This window comes from Kribbella sp. NPDC056951, from assembly GCF_042674205.1.
Taxonomy (GTDB): Bacteria; Actinomycetota; Actinomycetes; order Propionibacteriales; family Kribbellaceae; genus Kribbella; species Kribbella yunnanensis.
In genome coordinates this window covers 140,355-155,556 of record NZ_JBHUQZ010000006.1, presented here as the reverse complement: position 1 = coordinate 155,556, position 15,202 = coordinate 140,355, and the positions used below count along the sequence as shown (strand labels likewise).

General features: G+C 69.2%; 15 protein-coding genes. 13 read left to right on the top strand and 2 right to left on the bottom strand.

Annotated elements, in window-relative coordinates; translation table 11 throughout:
- The first annotated feature begins 2 nt into the window (after window positions 1–2).
- The 10 genes from ACFTSF_RS24015 to smc all read left to right on the top strand — a co-directional run bounded on the left by ACFTSF_RS24015 (window position 3) and on the right by smc (window position 11,571).
- Window positions 3–1,619: a DAK2 domain-containing protein gene (locus ACFTSF_RS24015; protein WP_380155880.1), complete on the top strand. Its 1,617-nt coding sequence runs from the start codon at window positions 3–5 to the stop codon at window positions 1,617–1,619.
- Complete coding sequence (gene recG / locus ACFTSF_RS24010) at window positions 1,616–3,859, top strand: ATP-dependent DNA helicase RecG (RefSeq protein ID WP_380155879.1); 2,244 nt, start codon at window positions 1,616–1,618, stop codon at window positions 3,857–3,859. The genes ACFTSF_RS24015 and recG overlap by 4 nt, the downstream gene beginning before the upstream one ends.
- Window positions 3,856–4,416, top strand: a complete 561-nt coding sequence (gene rsmD / locus ACFTSF_RS24005) for a 16S rRNA (guanine(966)-N(2))-methyltransferase RsmD (protein ID WP_380155878.1) — start codon at window positions 3,856–3,858, stop codon at window positions 4,414–4,416. Before recG ends, rsmD begins: the two co-directional genes overlap by 4 nt.
- The gene (gene coaD / locus ACFTSF_RS24000) at window positions 4,409–4,882 is read left to right on the top strand and encodes a pantetheine-phosphate adenylyltransferase (protein ID WP_380155877.1); all 474 of its coding nucleotides are present in this window, start codon (window positions 4,409–4,411) and stop codon (window positions 4,880–4,882) included. Before rsmD ends, coaD begins: the two co-directional genes overlap by 8 nt.
- A gap of 126 nt (window positions 4,883–5,008) precedes the next feature.
- Window positions 5,009–5,524, top strand: coding sequence for a YceD family protein (locus tag ACFTSF_RS23995; RefSeq protein WP_344155409.1), 516 nt, complete (start codon window positions 5,009–5,011; stop codon window positions 5,522–5,524).
- Between the two features lie 67 nt (window positions 5,525–5,591).
- On the top strand, window positions 5,592–5,783 hold the full coding sequence (gene rpmF / locus ACFTSF_RS23990; protein ID WP_132408468.1) for a 50S ribosomal protein L32: 192 nt from the start codon (window positions 5,592–5,594) through the stop codon (window positions 5,781–5,783).
- A gap of 13 nt (window positions 5,784–5,796) precedes the next feature.
- A complete protein-coding gene (rnc, locus tag ACFTSF_RS23985; RefSeq protein WP_344155417.1) occupies window positions 5,797–6,549 on the top strand; it encodes a ribonuclease III in 753 nt (250 codons plus the stop codon).
- Window positions 6,550–7,404, top strand: a complete 855-nt coding sequence (gene mutM, locus ACFTSF_RS23980; protein WP_380155876.1) for a bifunctional DNA-formamidopyrimidine glycosylase/DNA-(apurinic or apyrimidinic site) lyase — start codon at window positions 6,550–6,552, stop codon at window positions 7,402–7,404. It begins immediately after the preceding gene.
- Window positions 7,405–7,596: 192 nt separating this feature from the next.
- The gene (locus ACFTSF_RS23975) at window positions 7,597–7,752 is read left to right on the top strand and encodes a hypothetical protein (RefSeq protein ID WP_238176310.1); all 156 of its coding nucleotides are present in this window, start codon (window positions 7,597–7,599) and stop codon (window positions 7,750–7,752) included.
- 270 nt (window positions 7,753–8,022) lie between these two features.
- Window positions 8,023–11,571: a chromosome segregation protein SMC gene (smc, locus tag ACFTSF_RS23970; protein ID WP_344155425.1), complete on the top strand. Its 3,549-nt coding sequence runs from the start codon at window positions 8,023–8,025 to the stop codon at window positions 11,569–11,571.
- On the opposite strand, the gene ACFTSF_RS23965 is transcribed toward smc, so the two are convergent.
- Window positions 11,568–12,086, bottom strand: a complete 519-nt coding sequence (locus ACFTSF_RS23965; protein ID WP_380155875.1) for an RICIN domain-containing protein — start codon at window positions 12,084–12,086, stop codon at window positions 11,568–11,570. The genes smc and ACFTSF_RS23965 overlap by 4 nt on opposite strands.
- A 127-nt stretch (window positions 12,087–12,213) precedes the next feature.
- On the opposite strand from ACFTSF_RS23965, the gene ACFTSF_RS23960 reads away from it, so the two are divergent.
- The 3 genes from ACFTSF_RS23960 (at window position 12,214) to ACFTSF_RS23950 (ending at window position 14,845) form a co-directional block, all read left to right on the top strand.
- Window positions 12,214–12,780, top strand: a complete 567-nt coding sequence (locus tag ACFTSF_RS23960; protein ID WP_380155874.1) for a TetR family transcriptional regulator C-terminal domain-containing protein — start codon at window positions 12,214–12,216, stop codon at window positions 12,778–12,780.
- Between the two features lie 74 nt (window positions 12,781–12,854).
- On the top strand, window positions 12,855–13,880 hold the full coding sequence (locus tag ACFTSF_RS23955) for an alcohol dehydrogenase (protein WP_380155873.1): 1,026 nt from the start codon (window positions 12,855–12,857) through the stop codon (window positions 13,878–13,880).
- Entirely contained in the window at window positions 13,877–14,845 is a 969-nt protein-coding gene (locus ACFTSF_RS23950) for a zinc-dependent alcohol dehydrogenase family protein (protein WP_380155872.1), read from the top strand. The genes ACFTSF_RS23955 and ACFTSF_RS23950 overlap by 4 nt, the downstream gene beginning before the upstream one ends.
- On the opposite strand, the gene ACFTSF_RS23945 is transcribed toward ACFTSF_RS23950, so the two are convergent.
- Entirely contained in the window at window positions 14,835–15,158 is a 324-nt protein-coding gene (locus tag ACFTSF_RS23945) for a nuclear transport factor 2 family protein (protein WP_380155871.1), read from the bottom strand. The genes ACFTSF_RS23950 and ACFTSF_RS23945 overlap by 11 nt on opposite strands.
- Between the last annotated feature and the right edge of the window lie 44 nt (window positions 15,159–15,202).

The following is a 15,202-nucleotide window of genomic DNA, read 5'->3' as shown; positions in this document are numbered from 1 at the left end:
GCGTGGAGGAACTGACGGTCGCGGTGTTGCGTGCGTGGGCTCGGACCGCCTTGGTGGAGCTGGGGCGGGCCCGGAGCGGGATCGACGAGCTGAACGTGTACCCGGTCCCGGACGGCGACACCGGCACGAACCTGTACCTGACCTGGGAGGCGGCCTGCGAGGCGCTGCCCAAGGGCGAGCTGACGTTCGCGGAGGCGGTGCAGGCGTTCGGCCGGGGCGCGCTGCTGGGCGCGCGGGGCAACTCGGGCGTGATCACCTCGCAGCTCGTGCGGGCCTGCGGGATGCGGCTGGCCGAGAACCTGCCGCGGGATCGCGACAGGGACGGCGTACTGGCTGATCCGCGGATGAGCGAGGCCGCGGCCTTCGCCGATGCGCTCACGTACGCCGCTGATGCCGCGTACGGCGCGGTCGCGGAACCGGTCGAGGGGACCATGCTGACGGTCGCCCGCGCGGCCGCCAACGGGGCAATGAGCGCGGCCAACGACGGGAAGAGCCTGGCCGACGTGTGCCTGGCCGCGGTCGCGTCCGCGCGGCTGGCGCTCACCCGGACGACCGAGCAACTCGATGTCCTGCGGCGGGCCGGAGTGGTCGACGCCGGGGGAGCGGGGCTGGTCGTGATCCTCGGGGCGATGGAGTCCGTGCTCACCGGGCGGACCGTGACGATCGACGTACCGGCTCGGGTTGAACCGCAGGAGGTTGCGGGTGACCTCAGCCCGGACGGGCCGGCGTACGAGGTGATGTACCTGCTGGACGCCGCTGACGAGGCTGTCGCGGACTTTCGGCGGCAGCTCGCAGACCTGGGTGACTCGGTCGTCGTGGTCGGCGGAGACGGCCTCTGGAACGTCCATGTGCATGCGGACGATGTCGGTGCCGCGATCGAGCTCGGGATCGCGATCGGTCGGCCGCATCGGATCCGCGTGACGCACTTCGCCGATCTGCCGCATCACGAGCCGCCGCCGGGTCGGGCGGTGATCGCAGTCGCCGCAGGTGATGGGCTGGCCGCGCTGTTCGCCGAGGCTGGCGCCAAGATCGTGGTGGGCGGACCAGGCCGGCGGTGTTCAACCGGCGAGCTGCTGACCGCGATCGAGAAGTCGCAGGCGGCCGAGATCGTGCTGCTGCCGAACGACAAGGACTCCATCGCGGTCGCCGAAGCCGCTGCCACTGCGGCTCGGCAGGACGGCTTGCGGGTGGCCGTGATCCCGACCCGGGCTCAGGTCCAGGGGCTGGCGGCGATCGCCGTACACGATGCTGCGGCTAGCTTCGACGATGACGTCGTCCACCAGTCCGCGGCTGCTGGGCAGACCCGGCATGGGGCGGTCACGATCGCGGTGAAGGACGCCTGGACGATGGCCGGTCGCTGCCGCGTGGGCGATGCGCTGGGCGTTGTCGACGGTGACTTCGCGCTCATCACCGACGACCTGACCGAGGCGGCGGTTGGGGTCGTCGACAGGTTGCTGGGCGGTGGTGGCGAGCTGCTGACGATCGTCACCGGGCGCGATGCAGACCCCGAATTGGCGGCTGCGATCGAGCGGCACGTGCGGCGGCAACGCAAAGATGTCGATGTCGTGGTGTACGACGGAGGGCAGGACAGGTACCCGTTGCTGATCGGGGTGGAATGAAAACCGATATGGACCGCAAGCTCCGCGACTTCGTCGGAGCGAAGACGGCCAAGACTTTCGCGGACGTGCTCGAGATCGAGACCGTCGGCGAACTGCTGCGCCACTACCCCCGGCGGTATCTGAAGAAGGGTGAGCTGACCCCCTTCGACGAGCTCGAGGTCGGCGACCAGGCAACGGTCAACGGCCGGGTCAAGAAGGTCACCGTCCGCTCGCTCGACACCAAGGCCGAGATCCCGCTCACCGACGTCCAGAAGTGGACCCGGCGCAAGACGCTCACCAAGGTCGTGGTCACCGATGGCCGGCACGACCTGGAGCTGGCGTTCTTCAACCAGCCCTGGCTGGCCACCAAGCTGACCCCCGGTACGGCGGCCCTGTTCTGGGGCGAGGTGACGATGTTCCGCGACATCATGCAGCTCAAGGGTCCAGGGACCGAGATCCTCGACGACGAGGACCTCACCGAGGCCGAGATCGAACGCCGGGCCCGGCCGTTCCGCCCGCTCTACCCGGCGACCGCGAAGTTGCCGACAGCAACGATCGAGCGCAGTATCAAGATCGTCCTGGACAACCTGAGCGAGGAGCTCGAGGACCCGGTGCCGGAACTCATCCGGCGCAAGGAGAAGCTCCTCGGCCTGGTCGACGCGTTGCAAAAGGTGCATCTGCCGGAGACCGAGAAGGACATCAGCGCCGCCCAGAACCGGTTCCGGTTCGAGGAAGCACTGGTCATGCAGACGATCCTCGCTCAGCGTCGCGCAGTCACCGATGCGCTGAAGGCGGTCGCCCGGCCGCGGACGTCCGGTGGCCTGCTCGACGAGTTCGACAAGCGGCTGCCGTTCTCGCTGACCGCCGGCCAGGCCGAGGTGGGGGAGGAGATCTTCGCCGATCTCGAGCGACCACATCCGATGCACCGGTTGCTGCAGGGTGAGGTCGGTTCCGGCAAGACCGTGGTGGCGCTGCGGGCGATGCTGTCGGTGGTCGACAACGGCGGTCAGGCGGTCCTGCTGGCGCCGACCGAGGTGCTCGCCACGCAGCACCACAAGACGCTGACCAGGATGCTCGGTGACCTCGCCGAGCAAGGCATGCTCGGTGGTGCTGAGCACGCGACCAAGGTCGGGCTGCTGACCGGTTCGCTGAACGCGGCAGCCCGCCGTACGGCGATGTTGGACGCCGCGAGTGGAGCCGCCGGGATCGTGGTCGGGACGCACGCGTTGCTCGAGGACAAGGTGCAGTTCGCCGATCTCGGGCTCGTCGTGGTCGACGAGCAGCACCGGTTCGGGGTCGAGCAGCGGGCGGCGCTGAGCGCGAAATCGGGCGAGAACACGCCGCACGTGCTGGTGATGACGGCGACCCCGATCCCGCGCACGGTCGCGATGACGGTGTTCGGCGACCTCGCGGTCTCGACACTGACCGAGCTGCCGGCCGGACGGTCGCCGATCCAGTCCTCCGTCGTACCGGCCAAGCAGAAGCCGGACTGGCTGGACCGGGCCTGGGCGCGGGTCCGCGAGGAGGTCGGCAAGGGCCACCAGGCGTACGTCGTCTGTCCGCGGATCGGCGACGACGTGAAGAACGCGGCCGACGAGGAAGGCGATCTGGCCGCCGGGGACGAGGAGGGCGACGGCAAGAAGCAGGCCCGGCCGCCGATCTCGGTCCTGCAGGTCTCCGAGGCGCTGGCCGAGATCCTGCACGGCCTGCGGGTCGAGATCCTGCACGGCCGGTTGCCGGCCGACGAGAAGGACGCGGTGATGACCCGATTCGCGGCCGGCGAGGTCGACGTACTGATCGCGACCACGGTGATCGAGGTCGGCGTCGACGTACCGAACGCCTCGACGATGGTGATCATGGACGCCGACCGGTTCGGCATCTCGCAGCTGCACCAGCTGCGCGGCCGGGTCGGCCGGGGCAAGGTGCCGGGGCTGTGCCTGCTGGTCACGGACCTGTGGGACGGGACGAAGTCGTACGGGCGGCTGGCCGCGGTGGCGTCGACGACGGACGGATTCGAGCTGTCCCGGATCGACCTGGAGACGCGTCGCGAGGGCGACGTACTGGGCGTGGCGCAGTCGGGCAAGCGGAGCAGCCTGAAGCTGCTGAGCGTGCTGCGGGACGAGGAGATCATCTTCACCGCCCGCCACGTGGCCCAATCCCTGATCTCGGTCGACCCCGGGCTGGCCGACTACCCAGCCCTGCGTTCTTTCGTGCAGAGCGCGCTGGAGTCCGAATCCACCGAGTACCTGGAGAAGACATGACACGGGTGATCGGGGGAGTCGCGGGCGGGCGGCGGCTCGCCGTACCGCCGGGGGACGGCACGCGGCCGACGGCGGACCGGACCAGGGAGGCGTTGTTCTCGTCGCTGGAGGCGGAGTTCGGCAGCTTCGACGGGGTGACCGTCCTCGACCTGTACGCCGGGTCCGGGGCGATCGGGCTTGAGGCGCTGTCCCGTGGTGCGGCCAAGGTGGTTCTGGTCGAGGCGGATCGGAGAGCGGCCGAGGTGATCGCGGCGAACATCAAGGTCGTCGGGCTGCCCGGGGTCACGGTGCTGAGTCGTCCGGTCGAGAAGCTCGCCGCGGGGGAGGCTCCGGCCGAATTCGACCTGCTGTACGCCGACCCGCCGTACAAGCTGGAGACCGCCGAACTGCAGGACGTGCTGGTCGCGTTGGCCGCGAACGGCTGGCTCGCGGCGGACGCCTTCGTGGTCGTCGAGCGTGGGAAGCGGGAGCCGTGGGAGTGGCCGGAGGGGTTCACCGGGCTGCGTGACCGCAAGTACGGCGAGGCGCGTCTTTGGTACGGTCACCGACATGGCTAAGGCTGTGTTTCCGGGCTCGTTCGACCCGCCCACGATCGGCCACCTGGACGTGATCGCCCGCGCGGCCGGCGCCTTCGAGGAGCTGATCGTCGCGGCCGGGGTGAACCAGTCCAAGAAGCGGCTGTTCAGCGACGACGAGCGGGTCGAGATGCTGACCGAACTCGCCGAACCGTTCCCGAACGTCCGGATCGCCACCTTCGACGGGCTGCTGGTCGACTTCTGCACCGAGCAGGGCGCGAGCGTGATCGTGAAGGGCCTGCGGACCGCGGCCGACTACGACTACGAGCTGCAGATGGCCCACCTGAACCGGCGGATGACCGGCGTCGACACCGTCTTCCTGCCGAGCGCGGCCGACCACAGCTTCATCTCGTCGAGCTGGGTCAAGGAGATCGCCAAGCTCGGTGGCGACGTGTCCACGTTCGTGACGGTCAGTGTTCACGCACGGTTACTGGCGAAACACCGATAGGCCCCGAATTGGGTGTCGGGCCGGGTAGTTGATAATGTGGTCTACCGGTCTCGTTGAGACCGAGATTTATGCCTGCCCACGCCTGAAAGGGAAGCCCTGAGCGTCTTGGATCCGCGGTCCCCACTCGTGATCGACACCCACGAGCTGTCACGCCGCGCCGGGTCCCAGCGCGAAGTCTCCTTCACGGCCGCAGCACCGGCAGATCTCGGTATCGATGTGATCGGCGTCCCCGAGGGCGATCCGATCCAGTTCGATCTGCGGCTGGAATCGGTGGTCGAAGGGGTTCTCGTCACCGGATCGGCCAGTGGCCGGCTGGTCGGGGAGTGCGCGCGGTGCCTGGTCGATATCGAGGACGAGTTCCTCGCTGACGTCCAGGAGCTGTACGTCTACCCGGAGAGCGAGGCCGAGCCGGACGAGGCCAGCCGGATGGAGGGCGATCTGATCGACCTCGAGCCGGCGCTGCGGGATCAGGTGGTGCTTGCGCTGCCGTTCCAGCCGTTGTGCACGGACGACTGTCCGGGACTGTGCCCCGAGTGCGGGGTGCGCCTGGTGGAGGAGCCCGGACACAAGCACGAGGACGCGGCCGACCCCCGGTGGGCCGCCCTGGGCGGACTGCTCCAGAACGACCAGCAAGACAACTGAACATCGAACACACGCACACCAGCCGGCCGGGTCAACCAGCCCCCGGCCGAACCGAGGAGTCATAACCGTGGCCGTTCCGAAGCGGAAGATGTCGCGCAGCAACACCCGCAACCGCCGGGCTCAGTGGAAGACCACTGCGCCGGCGCTGGTGACCTGCGTGAACCCCGCCTGCCGCGCCAAGCACCTGCAGCACACCGTTTGCCCCACCTGCGGCCAGTACGGCGCGAAGGGCGAGCGTCGCCAGGTCGTCGAGAGCTAAACGGCACCCATCAGTGAATTCATCGGTCAACGCTGAGCCTGCCTCGGCGCATGGGGGGCTCTACGCCGAGCTGAACGAACGGCTCGGCGTAGCGCTGGCTGACAATTTGCTGGAGCACGCCTTCACCCACCGTTCGTTCGCGTACGAGAACGGCGGGTTGCCGACCAACGAGCGGCTGGAGTTCCTCGGGGACTCCGTGCTCGGGGTCATCGTCACGGAGTCGCTGTTCCGCAACCATCCGGACCTTTCCGAGGGCCGGCTGGCCAAGCTGCGCGCCGCCGTGGTCAACATGCGCGCCCTCGCGGGAGTCGCCCGCGAGCTGAAACTGGGCAAGTACCTGCGGCTCGGCCGCGGGGAGGAAGCCACCGGCGGCCGGGACAAGTCGTCGATCCTGGCCGACTGCGTCGAGGCGCTGATCGGCGCCGTCTACCTGGACCGCGGGTTCGAGGTGGCCGGCAGCGTCGTGCACCGGCTGTTCGACGACCTGATGGAGTCCTCGGCCCGGCTCGGCGCCGGCCTGGACTGGAAGACGTCACTGCAGGAGCTGGTCGCCCAGCTCGGCGTCGGCGTCCCGGAGTACGTGATCGCCGAGTCCGGTCCCGACCACGCCAAGACGTTCGAGGCGCGGGTCCGGATCGGTGCCGACACCTACGGTCACGGCATCGGCCGGAGCAAGAAGGAAGCCGAGCAGCAGGCCGCCGAGACCGCCTGGAAGGCCCTGCGCGCCGCGCATCCCGACAGCACGGATCCCTCCCAGCAGCCCTAGGTGCCCGAGCTTCCCGAAGTAGAGGTCGTCCGCCGCGGTCTGGCGGACTTCACCACCGGCCGGACGATCGACGCGGTCGAGGTCCTGCACCCCCGCCCGGTACGGCGTCATGCCGCGGGGCCGGACGATTTCGTCGCCCGGCTCAAGGGGCAGGTGTTCGCGGAGCCGGCCCGGCGCGGGAAGTATCTCTGGCTGCCGCTCACCTCGGGTGACGCGGTCCTCACCCACCTCGGGATGAGCGGCCAGTTCCGGGTCCAGCCGGTCGGCGCGCCGGACGAGGCCCACCTGCGGGTCCGGATCCGCTTCGCCGACGACGGTGGAGAGGTCCGCTTTGTGGACCAGCGGATGTTCGGTGGTCTGTCCTATTCCGAGGGCGGCGCCGAGCTGCCCGCCGAGATCGCCCACATCGCCCGGGACCCGTTCGATCCTTTGTTCGACGCCGAGGCCGCGGCCGCCGCGCTCCGGCGCCGCAAGACCGGCCTGAAGCGGGCCTTGCTGGACCAGACAGTCGTCAGCGGGATCGGCAACATCTATGCCGACGAGGCGTTGTGGCGCGCGAAACTGCATTACGCGCGGGCCACCGAATCGCTGAAACCCTTGCAGGCAAGGGAAATTCTCCGTCATGCCCATGAGGTGATGGCCGAGGCGCTGGATGTCGGCGGCACCAGCTTCGACGCCCTGTACGTCAACGTGAACGGCGAATCGGGTTATTTCGAACGCGGTCTGAACGTCTACGGGCAGGAGGGTTCGCCGTGCCCCCGGGACGGCCGCCCGATCCGCCGCGAGCCGTTCATGAACCGTTCGTCGTACCGCTGTCCGAGATGCCAGCCGGTTCCGCGGCTCGTCCGCTGGTGAGCGAGGTATTGTTAATAAGTGTGGCCCAGGTTGACCGCCCGCCTTACGGGTGTCACCCTGAAAGACGGTACACATTTTCAGCGCTCCCCATCGCGATCTGAGCAGGGGTGCGCACACCCGGCCAGAACCCTTCCGGAGGACAGCACAATGGCCAAGGCTCTTCTAGGGCATCTTGGAGGCACTGACCCGCGCATGCTTGAGCAGGTTCGTCTGCTCAACCGGCGTGTCGCCGATCTGGAGGCGCACGTGATGCGCCTGCAGGCAGAGAACGACCATCTCGTCGCACAGGTCCACGAGGGCCGGCTGCTGACAGTCGACGAGGCTCTGCGCACTCCTGCCACGGTCTGAGGACCGGGCCGCACCTGAACTACCGCACGATGGCGGCGGTGGCCCCCGTCCGGGCCTCCGCCGGTTGTGCTTGTCCGCAAATGTTGTGCTCCCACATCCACCCGCCTGCCGCTCCGACCGGTAGGCCTCCACGGTTTCGCGTACGGCGCTTTGTAGACTGTGCGACGGAACTACTTCCCCGGGTAGCGACAGCGTTACGAGTTGCGACGGTTCCTTCGGTATCGTCTGTCCTTTCACGGGTTGGAGAGCATCGCTTTGTATCTCAAGAGCATGACGCTCCGAGGCTTCAAGTCGTTCGCGTCGGCCACGACGATGAACTTCGAACCGGGGATCACCTGCATCGTCGGCCCGAACGGCTCCGGTAAGTCCAACGTCGTCGACGCCCTGGCCTGGGTGATGGGTGAGCAGGGCGCCAAGTCCCTGCGCGGCGGCAAGATGGAGGACGTCATCTTCGCCGGCACCTCCGGCCGCAGCCCGCTGGGCCGCGCCGAGGTGGTGCTCACCATCGACAACACCGACGGCGCGCTCCCGATCGAGTACGCCGAGGTGACGATCAGCCGGACGATGTTCCGCAACGGCGGCTCGGACTACCAGATCAACGGCCAGAGCTGCCGGCTGCTGGATGTCCAGGAGCTGCTCAGCGACTCCGGTATCGGGCGCGAGATGCACGTCATCGTCGGCCAGGGCCAGCTCGACTCGATCCTGCGCGCGACCCCCGAGGGCCGCCGCGGCTTCGTCGAGGAGGCCGCCGGTGTCCTCAAGCACCGCAAGCGTAAAGAGAAGGCGATCCGGAAGCTGGAGGCCACCGAGGGCAACCTGCACCGGCTCGGTGACCTGATCCAGGAGATCCGTCGCCAGCTGAAGCCGCTCGGGCGCCAGGCGGAGGTGGCGCGCCGGGCGGTGACGATCCAGGCCGAGGTCCGCGACGGCCGGGCCCGGTTGCTCGCCGACGACATCGTCCAGGCCCAGTCCGCGCTCGAGGCCGAGCTGGCCGACGAGGCGCGGATGACAGAGCGCCGTACCGAGATCGAGGCCAAGCTGCGCGAGGCGCGCGACCTGGAGGCCGAGCTCGAGGAGGCGCTCCGCGAAGACGCGCCGGCGCTGCAGGCCGCGCAGGACACCTGGTACCAGCTGTCCGGGTTCGGCGAGAAGATCAAGGGCACCGCCCGGATCGCCGCCGACCGGATCCGCTCGCTGAACGACGAGGCCGACGACGGCCCGCGCTCCGGCCGGGACCCCGAGGAGCTCGAGCTCGAGGCGGCCCGGGTGCGCGAGACCGAGGCGCAGATCGAGGCCGAGGTCGAGGCACACTCCGAGCTGCTGGCCGAGGCCGTCGAGCGCCGCCAGGTGCTGGAGAACCAGGAGGCCGAGGAGGAGCGCCGGATCTCCGCGCTCATCCGGGCTGCCGCCGATCGCCGCGAGGGCCTGGCCCGTCTGACCGGTCAGGTGAACGCGCTGAAGAGCCGCGCGGCCGCCGCCGAGTCCGAGATCGGCCGCCTCGCCACGAACATGAACGAGGCCGAGGCCCGCGCGGCCAAGGCCCAGCATGACTTCACCGCGCTGGAGACCCAGGTCGCCGGGCTGGATGCCGGTGAGCGCGGTCTGGACGACCAGTACGAGGCGGCTCAATCGGTTCTGGACGAGCTGGACGAGCGGCTGGCCAAGCTGCGCGCCGAGGAGCGGGACGCCGAGCGTGAGCGGACCGGTCTGAGCGCCCGCAAGGAGGCGCTGGAGCTGGGCCTGAACCGCAAGGACGGCGCCGGCGCTCTGCTGGCCGCGTCCGAGCAGGTCAACGGCCTGATGGGTTCGGTCGCGGCGCTGCTGAGCGTGCGCTCCGGGTACGAGACGGCCATCGCGGCCGCTCTTGGCGAGGCCGCCGACGCGGTCGCCATCACCCACGCCGACGCCGCCCTGGCCGCGGTCGGTCACCTGAAGGAGCACGACCTCGGCCGCGCCGGGATGCTCCTGGGCGACGCTCCGACCGACGACTACCCAAGCTGGCCGACCCTGCCGTACGGCGCTGTGTACGCCGTCGATGTCGTGGAGTGCCCGCAGAACCTGCGCCCCGCGCTGCGCCGACTCCTCCGCAAGGTCGCGATCGTGGACGACGTACCGGCGGCGCAGTCGCTGGTCCGCGGTTTGCCCGACGTCACGTGCTCGACGCGAGCGGGCGACGTACTGGGTGCGCACTTCGCGTACGGCGGATCTGACGCGGCCCCGAGCCTGATCGAGGTGCAGTCGGCGGTCGACGAGGCCGCCGAGAAGCTGGTCGAGGCGACGGCGCGCAGTGAGCGGCTGCGGTTCGAGCTGGCCGGTATGGAGGACGAGCGGTCCCGGCAGAAGGAGTCCGTCGAGATCACGCTGGCCCGGCTGCACGAGTCGGATGCCGCGATGGCGGCGGTCGCCGAGCAGCTCGCGCACTTCGGGTCGCTGGCCAAGGCGTCCCGTGGCGAGGCGCAGCGGATGGCCGAGGCGATCGCCGCGGCCGAGGCCGAGCGCGACAAGAACCTGTCCGGTCTGGCCGAGCTCGAAGAGCGGCTGACCGACGCCGAGATGTTCGACGAGGACGGCGACGAGCCCGACACGTCGACCCGCGACCAGCTCTCCGAGTCCGCCAAGGCCGGGCGTGCCGCCGAGATGGAGGCGCGGCTCGCGCTGCGCACCACCGAAGAGCGGGCCCGGGCGCTGTCCGGCCGGGCTGACCAGCTGGAGCGTTCAGCTCGCCAGGAGCGCGAAGCGCGGGCCCGTGCGGTCGCTCGTGCTGCTCGCCGCGCTCGCCAGTCCGAGGCTGCCCAGGCTGTCCACCTCGCGACCGGCCACGTGCTGGCCCGGTTGGAGAACTCGCTGCACCTGGCCGCGACCGAGCGTGCCGCGATCCAGGCCCAGCGCGCCGACCGCGAGCAGGCGCTCGCGCAAGCCCGGTCCGCCACCCGCAACCTGAGCTCCGAGCTGGAGCAGCTGACCAACACCGTCCACCGCGACGCGCTGGCCCGGGCCGAGCAGAAGATGCGGCTCGAGCAGCTGTACGAGAAGGCGCTCGGCGAGCTGGGCATCGCGGTCGAGGCGCTCGTCGCGGAGTACGGTCCCGACCAGCTGGTGCCGCCGCTGCCCAAGGACGGCGACGACAACACCCTGGAGCTCGAGGGCGAACCCTTCGACCGCGCCAAGGTCGAGAAGCGCCTCAAGTCCGCCGAGCGCTCGCTGAACCAGCTGGGCCGGATCAACCCGCTCGCGCTCGAGGAGTTCGACGCGATGGAGGAGCGGCACCGCTTCCTGTCCGAGCAGCTCGAGGACCTGCGCAAGTCCCGCCGCGACCTGATGGACATCGTCAAGGAGGTCGACGACCGCGTCGAGCAGGTCTTCACCGAGGCCTACCGCGACGTCGAGATCGCCTTCCAGCACGTCTTCAGCCGGCTCTTCCCCGGCGGCGAAGGCCGCCTGATCCTCACCGACCCCGACGACATGCTCGCCACCGGCATCGATGTCGAGGCGCGCCCACCCGGCAAGAAGGTCAAGCGCCTCTCGCTGCTCTCCGGCGGCGAGCGCTCCCTGGTCGCGGTCGCCTTCCTGGTCGCCCTCTTCAAGGCCCGTCCCTCGCCCTTCTACATCCTGGACGAGGTCGAGGCCGCCCTCGACGACACCAACCTCGGCCGCCTCCTGGAGATCTACGAAGAACTCCGCGAGAACAGCCAGCTCCTGGTCATCACCCACCAGAAGCGCACCATGGAGGTCGCCGACGCCCTGTACGGCGTCACCATGCGCGGCGACGGCGTCTCCGCGGTCATCTCCCAACGCATCCGCGAACCCGAGCCGGTCTAGCCCAGGTACGTCACTTCCCACACCTGGTGCGGGTCGTTGTCGGCGCAGCGGGTCAACGTGGCCGGCGTGCCCGTGGTGTACGCGGCGAACTGGAGGCAGCCATCGCCGCTACCGACGCTGCGCAGCATCACGAGCGGGCCTCCAGGGAGCTGCTCCTCGACCCACTGCTGACTGAGACGCCCGTCGCAAGGAGTCAGCACCGCCTGCCCGCCGTTCTGATACGAGGTCAGGTCCAGACACCCATTGCCGGCTCCCTTGTTCCGGAGCAGTCCGTTGTCCTGCGGAATCCATTTCTGGCTCACCAGAGTTGCGTTGCAACGAGCCAAGAAGACCGGCGAGCCGCTGGCGTAGCTGCCCAGGTCAAGGCACCCGTTGCGGCTGCCCTGGTTGACGTAGAGGAACGCGTAGTCTTCCGCGGAGGCCGGCAGCACCCCGGTCACTGTGGCCATCCCCATGGCCATCGCCCCGACCACTGCTAGCTGGATCAACCGGCGGACCGTTCTGCGTACAGTCATCTGCTCCCTTTCGACAGCTGTCGGCCGCCATTCAGGCACGCCTCGTCGCGCCGGACAAACCATTCGTGCCGAACCGAAAGTCTGAGCGCGGCTTGTGGTTTCTGAGACGACCGGTCATATTGGAAACATGGCCAGACGGAGTATGCGGGAGGAGATCCTCGAGTCCGGGGTGGAGTTGTTCCTGGAGCGAGGGTTCAATGCGGCGGCGGTGAAGGACATCACCGATCGGGCGGGGGTGCCGAAGGGGTCGTTCTACAACCACTTCGAGAGCAAGGAGGCGCTCGCCGCGGTGGCGCTGGAGCGGTACGGCGAGACGCGGCCGGTGCCGTTGTTGCGGGACGAGTCGCTGGCGCCGGTGGTGCGGATCCGGCGGCACTTCGAGTCGTTGGGGGCGGAGCTGTCGGAGTACACCAAGGGGTGCATGTACGGGAACTTCGCGGCCGAGGTGGTCGACCACAGCGAGCCGCTGCGGTTGCGGGTGAAGGGTGGCCTGGACTACTGGTCGTCGGCGCTGGCCGAGACGATCGCGGCGGGGCAGGCGGCGGGGGAGATCCGCGCCGGCCTCGACCCCGAGCGGACCGCCCGCTACCTGACCAGCGCCTGGGAGGGCGCGATCCTGCGGGCCCGGGCGGACAAGTCCGGCGAGGCCTTCGACATCTTCTTCGACCTCACCTTCAGCTCTCTGCTGGCCTGAAATTCCGCCGTCCTCGCAAGGGGACGGCTTTCTTCTGACCAATCCAAGATGACCGACCGTCTTAGAGGAGAATCATGGCTACCTATCGCGCGATCGAGGCTCTCGACGGAGCCTTCCAACAGGTCGAGCGCGAGCTGTCCGCGCCCTTCGCCGGCCAGGTGCGGATCCGGGTCGAGGCCTGCGGGGTCTGTCACAGCGACGTCCTGGGCGTGCACAACCTGAACGGCAGCCGTTCAGCCGGTACGCCGGTCGTCCCGGGCCACGAGGTGGTTGGGTGGATCGACGCGGTCGGCACCGGCGTCGCGAACTGGACCGTCGGCCAACGCGTGGGTGTCGGCTTCCTCGCCGGACACTGCGGTGTCTGCGCGAGCTGCCGCCGCGGCGACTTCGTGTTCTGCACCGATCAACCGGTCACCGGCGACACCATCGACGGCGGGTACGCCGAGTACCTGACCGCGCCGGCGAGCGGACTGGTCGCCGTACCGGATGAGTGGGATGCGGCGGAGGCGGCGCCTCTGCTGTGCGCGGGCATCACGGTGTTCAACGGCCTGCGCAAGGGCGCGGCCGGCCCGGGTGGTCTCGTCGCGGTGCAGGGCATCGGCGGGCTCGGACACCTCGCCATCCAGTACGCCGCCAAGCTCGGCCTGCGCGTGGTCGCGATCGCCCGCGGTGTGGACAAGCGCGAACTGGCGCTCAAGCTCGGCGCGACCGACTACATCGACAGCTCGGCAGTCGACCCGGGCAAGGCGCTGCAGGAGCTCGGTGGTGCGCAGGTGATCGTCGCGACCGCAGCCAGTGGCGCCTCGATGTCACCGCTGGTCGAGGGGCTCGGGCTGCGCGGCAAGTTGATCGTGCTCGGCGCGGCCGCCGACCCGATCGAGGTCGGCACCGGCGCGCTGATCTTCGGCGGCCGGTCGATCGAGGGGTCGCTCACCGGCACCCCGAGCGAGAACGAGGCAAACCTCGCGTTCGCCCTCGCGCATGACGTGCGGCCGATGGTCGAGCGGGTCCCGCTCGAGCAGGCCGCGGAGGCCTACGCCCGGATGATGTCCGGCGCGGCCCGATTCCGGATGGTTCTCACGACAGGAGCAGCACGATGAAGGTAGTCCTGAAGACACTGGGCGAGCTGCTCGACAGCTCCGTCCTCGAATCCGCCGCCGACCCGGTCGGGCCGGGCGACGTGCTGGTCGCGATCGAGGCGGCCACCATCAACCCGGTCGACACGATGCTTGCCTCTGGCAACTACGGCTACCTGCCCAAGGTGCCGTTCGACCTCGGCACCGAAGGCATCGGGCGGGTGACCGAGGTGGGCAGCGCCGTCGACCCGGCCCTGCACGGACGGCGCGTGCTGATCCTGCCGAACTACGAGCAGGGCACGTGGGCCGACCAGGTCGTGGTGAAGGCGACGAACGTCGTACCGATCCCGGACGGCGGTGATCCGTTGCAGCTGGCGATGGTGGGCACCAACCCGTTGACGGCTCACCTCGCGCTGACCAAGTTCGTCGATCTGAAGCCGGGCGACTGGATTGGCCAGAACCTGGGCAACTCTGCGGTCGGGCAGTACGTGACCGCGCTGGCGAAACACGCCGGGCTCAAGGTCCTCAGCGTCGTACGGCGACCGGAAGCCGCGGAGGGACTGGAGTCCGACGTGGTCCTGGTCGACGGTGACGACCTCAGCGAGCGCATCCGATCCGCACTGGGGACGGACCGGTTCGAGCTGGTGCTCGACGGCGCCGGGGACTCAACAGTCGGCGCCCTGGCGCATTGGGCCGCTTTTGGCGGCACTGTGGTCAGCTACTCCTCAGTGACCGGCCAAGCGCCAGCTGTCGGTTTGGGCGACCACATCTATCAGCAGCTGCAGCTGCGCGGCCTGTGGATCCCTAACTGGCTTGAACAGACACCTGCGAGTGAGATCGAGCAGACGTACGGCGAACTGGCCCGGCTGACCGTGGACGGCGTACTGCGGGCGCGGGTCGCGGCGACCTACCCCGTGGCGGAGTTCGCCAAGGCAGTGCAGCACTCGCGGCAGCCGGACCGCACCGGGAAGGTACTGCTCAGGCCGTGATGGTCATCGAGGCAAGCTGATCGCCCTGGATGTCGAAGGTGAAGTGGGACGGGCCGTTGAACCCGTCACCGCCCACCTGAGTCACCAGGGTGATCGGATTGCCCGGTGTGGACACGCGGGTATCGGTGAACGTCGCCCGCTTGCCGATCAGCTCGTTGTCACTCCAGGACCGGATACCGTCGTGGCCGCGGAACTGGCGGCCCCAGTCGTCGACGTACCCGTCGGCGGCGAAGGCTGCCACGAACGCGTCGTTGTCCTGCTGGTCGATCGCGGTGAGCGCACGCTGGACCGCGGCCGGAATCTCTTGGCTCATAACGCGATTGAACCACTAGCCGGATCGGCACGTATGGCAGGTGT

What these genes read in the sequence shown, in the direction of transcription:
- recG (WP_380155879.1), top strand. Translation starts at nt 1,616, where the DNA reads ATGAAAACCGATATGGACCGCAAGCTCCGCGACTTCGTCGGAGCGAAG.
- rsmD (WP_380155878.1), top strand. Translation starts at nt 3,856, where the DNA reads ATGACACGGGTGATCGGGGGAGTCGCGGGCGGGCGGCGGCTCGCCGTA.
- coaD (WP_380155877.1), top strand. Translation starts at nt 4,409, where the DNA reads ATGGCTAAGGCTGTGTTTCCGGGCTCGTTCGACCCGCCCACGATCGGC.
- ACFTSF_RS23975 (WP_238176310.1), top strand. Translation starts at nt 7,597, where the DNA reads ATGCTTGAGCAGGTTCGTCTGCTCAACCGGCGTGTCGCCGATCTGGAG.
- smc (WP_344155425.1), top strand. Translation starts at nt 8,023, where the DNA reads ATGACGCTCCGAGGCTTCAAGTCGTTCGCGTCGGCCACGACGATGAAC.
- ACFTSF_RS23965 (WP_380155875.1), bottom strand. Translation starts at nt 12,086, where the DNA reads ATGACTGTACGCAGAACGGTCCGCCGGTTGATCCAGCTAGCAGTGGTC.
- ACFTSF_RS23960 (WP_380155874.1), top strand. Translation starts at nt 12,214, where the DNA reads ATGGCCAGACGGAGTATGCGGGAGGAGATCCTCGAGTCCGGGGTGGAG.
- ACFTSF_RS23955 (WP_380155873.1), top strand. Translation starts at nt 12,855, where the DNA reads ATGGCTACCTATCGCGCGATCGAGGCTCTCGACGGAGCCTTCCAACAG.
- ACFTSF_RS23950 (WP_380155872.1), top strand. Translation starts at nt 13,877, where the DNA reads ATGAAGGTAGTCCTGAAGACACTGGGCGAGCTGCTCGACAGCTCCGTC.
- ACFTSF_RS23945 (WP_380155871.1), bottom strand. Translation starts at nt 15,158, where the DNA reads ATGAGCCAAGAGATTCCGGCCGCGGTCCAGCGTGCGCTCACCGCGATC.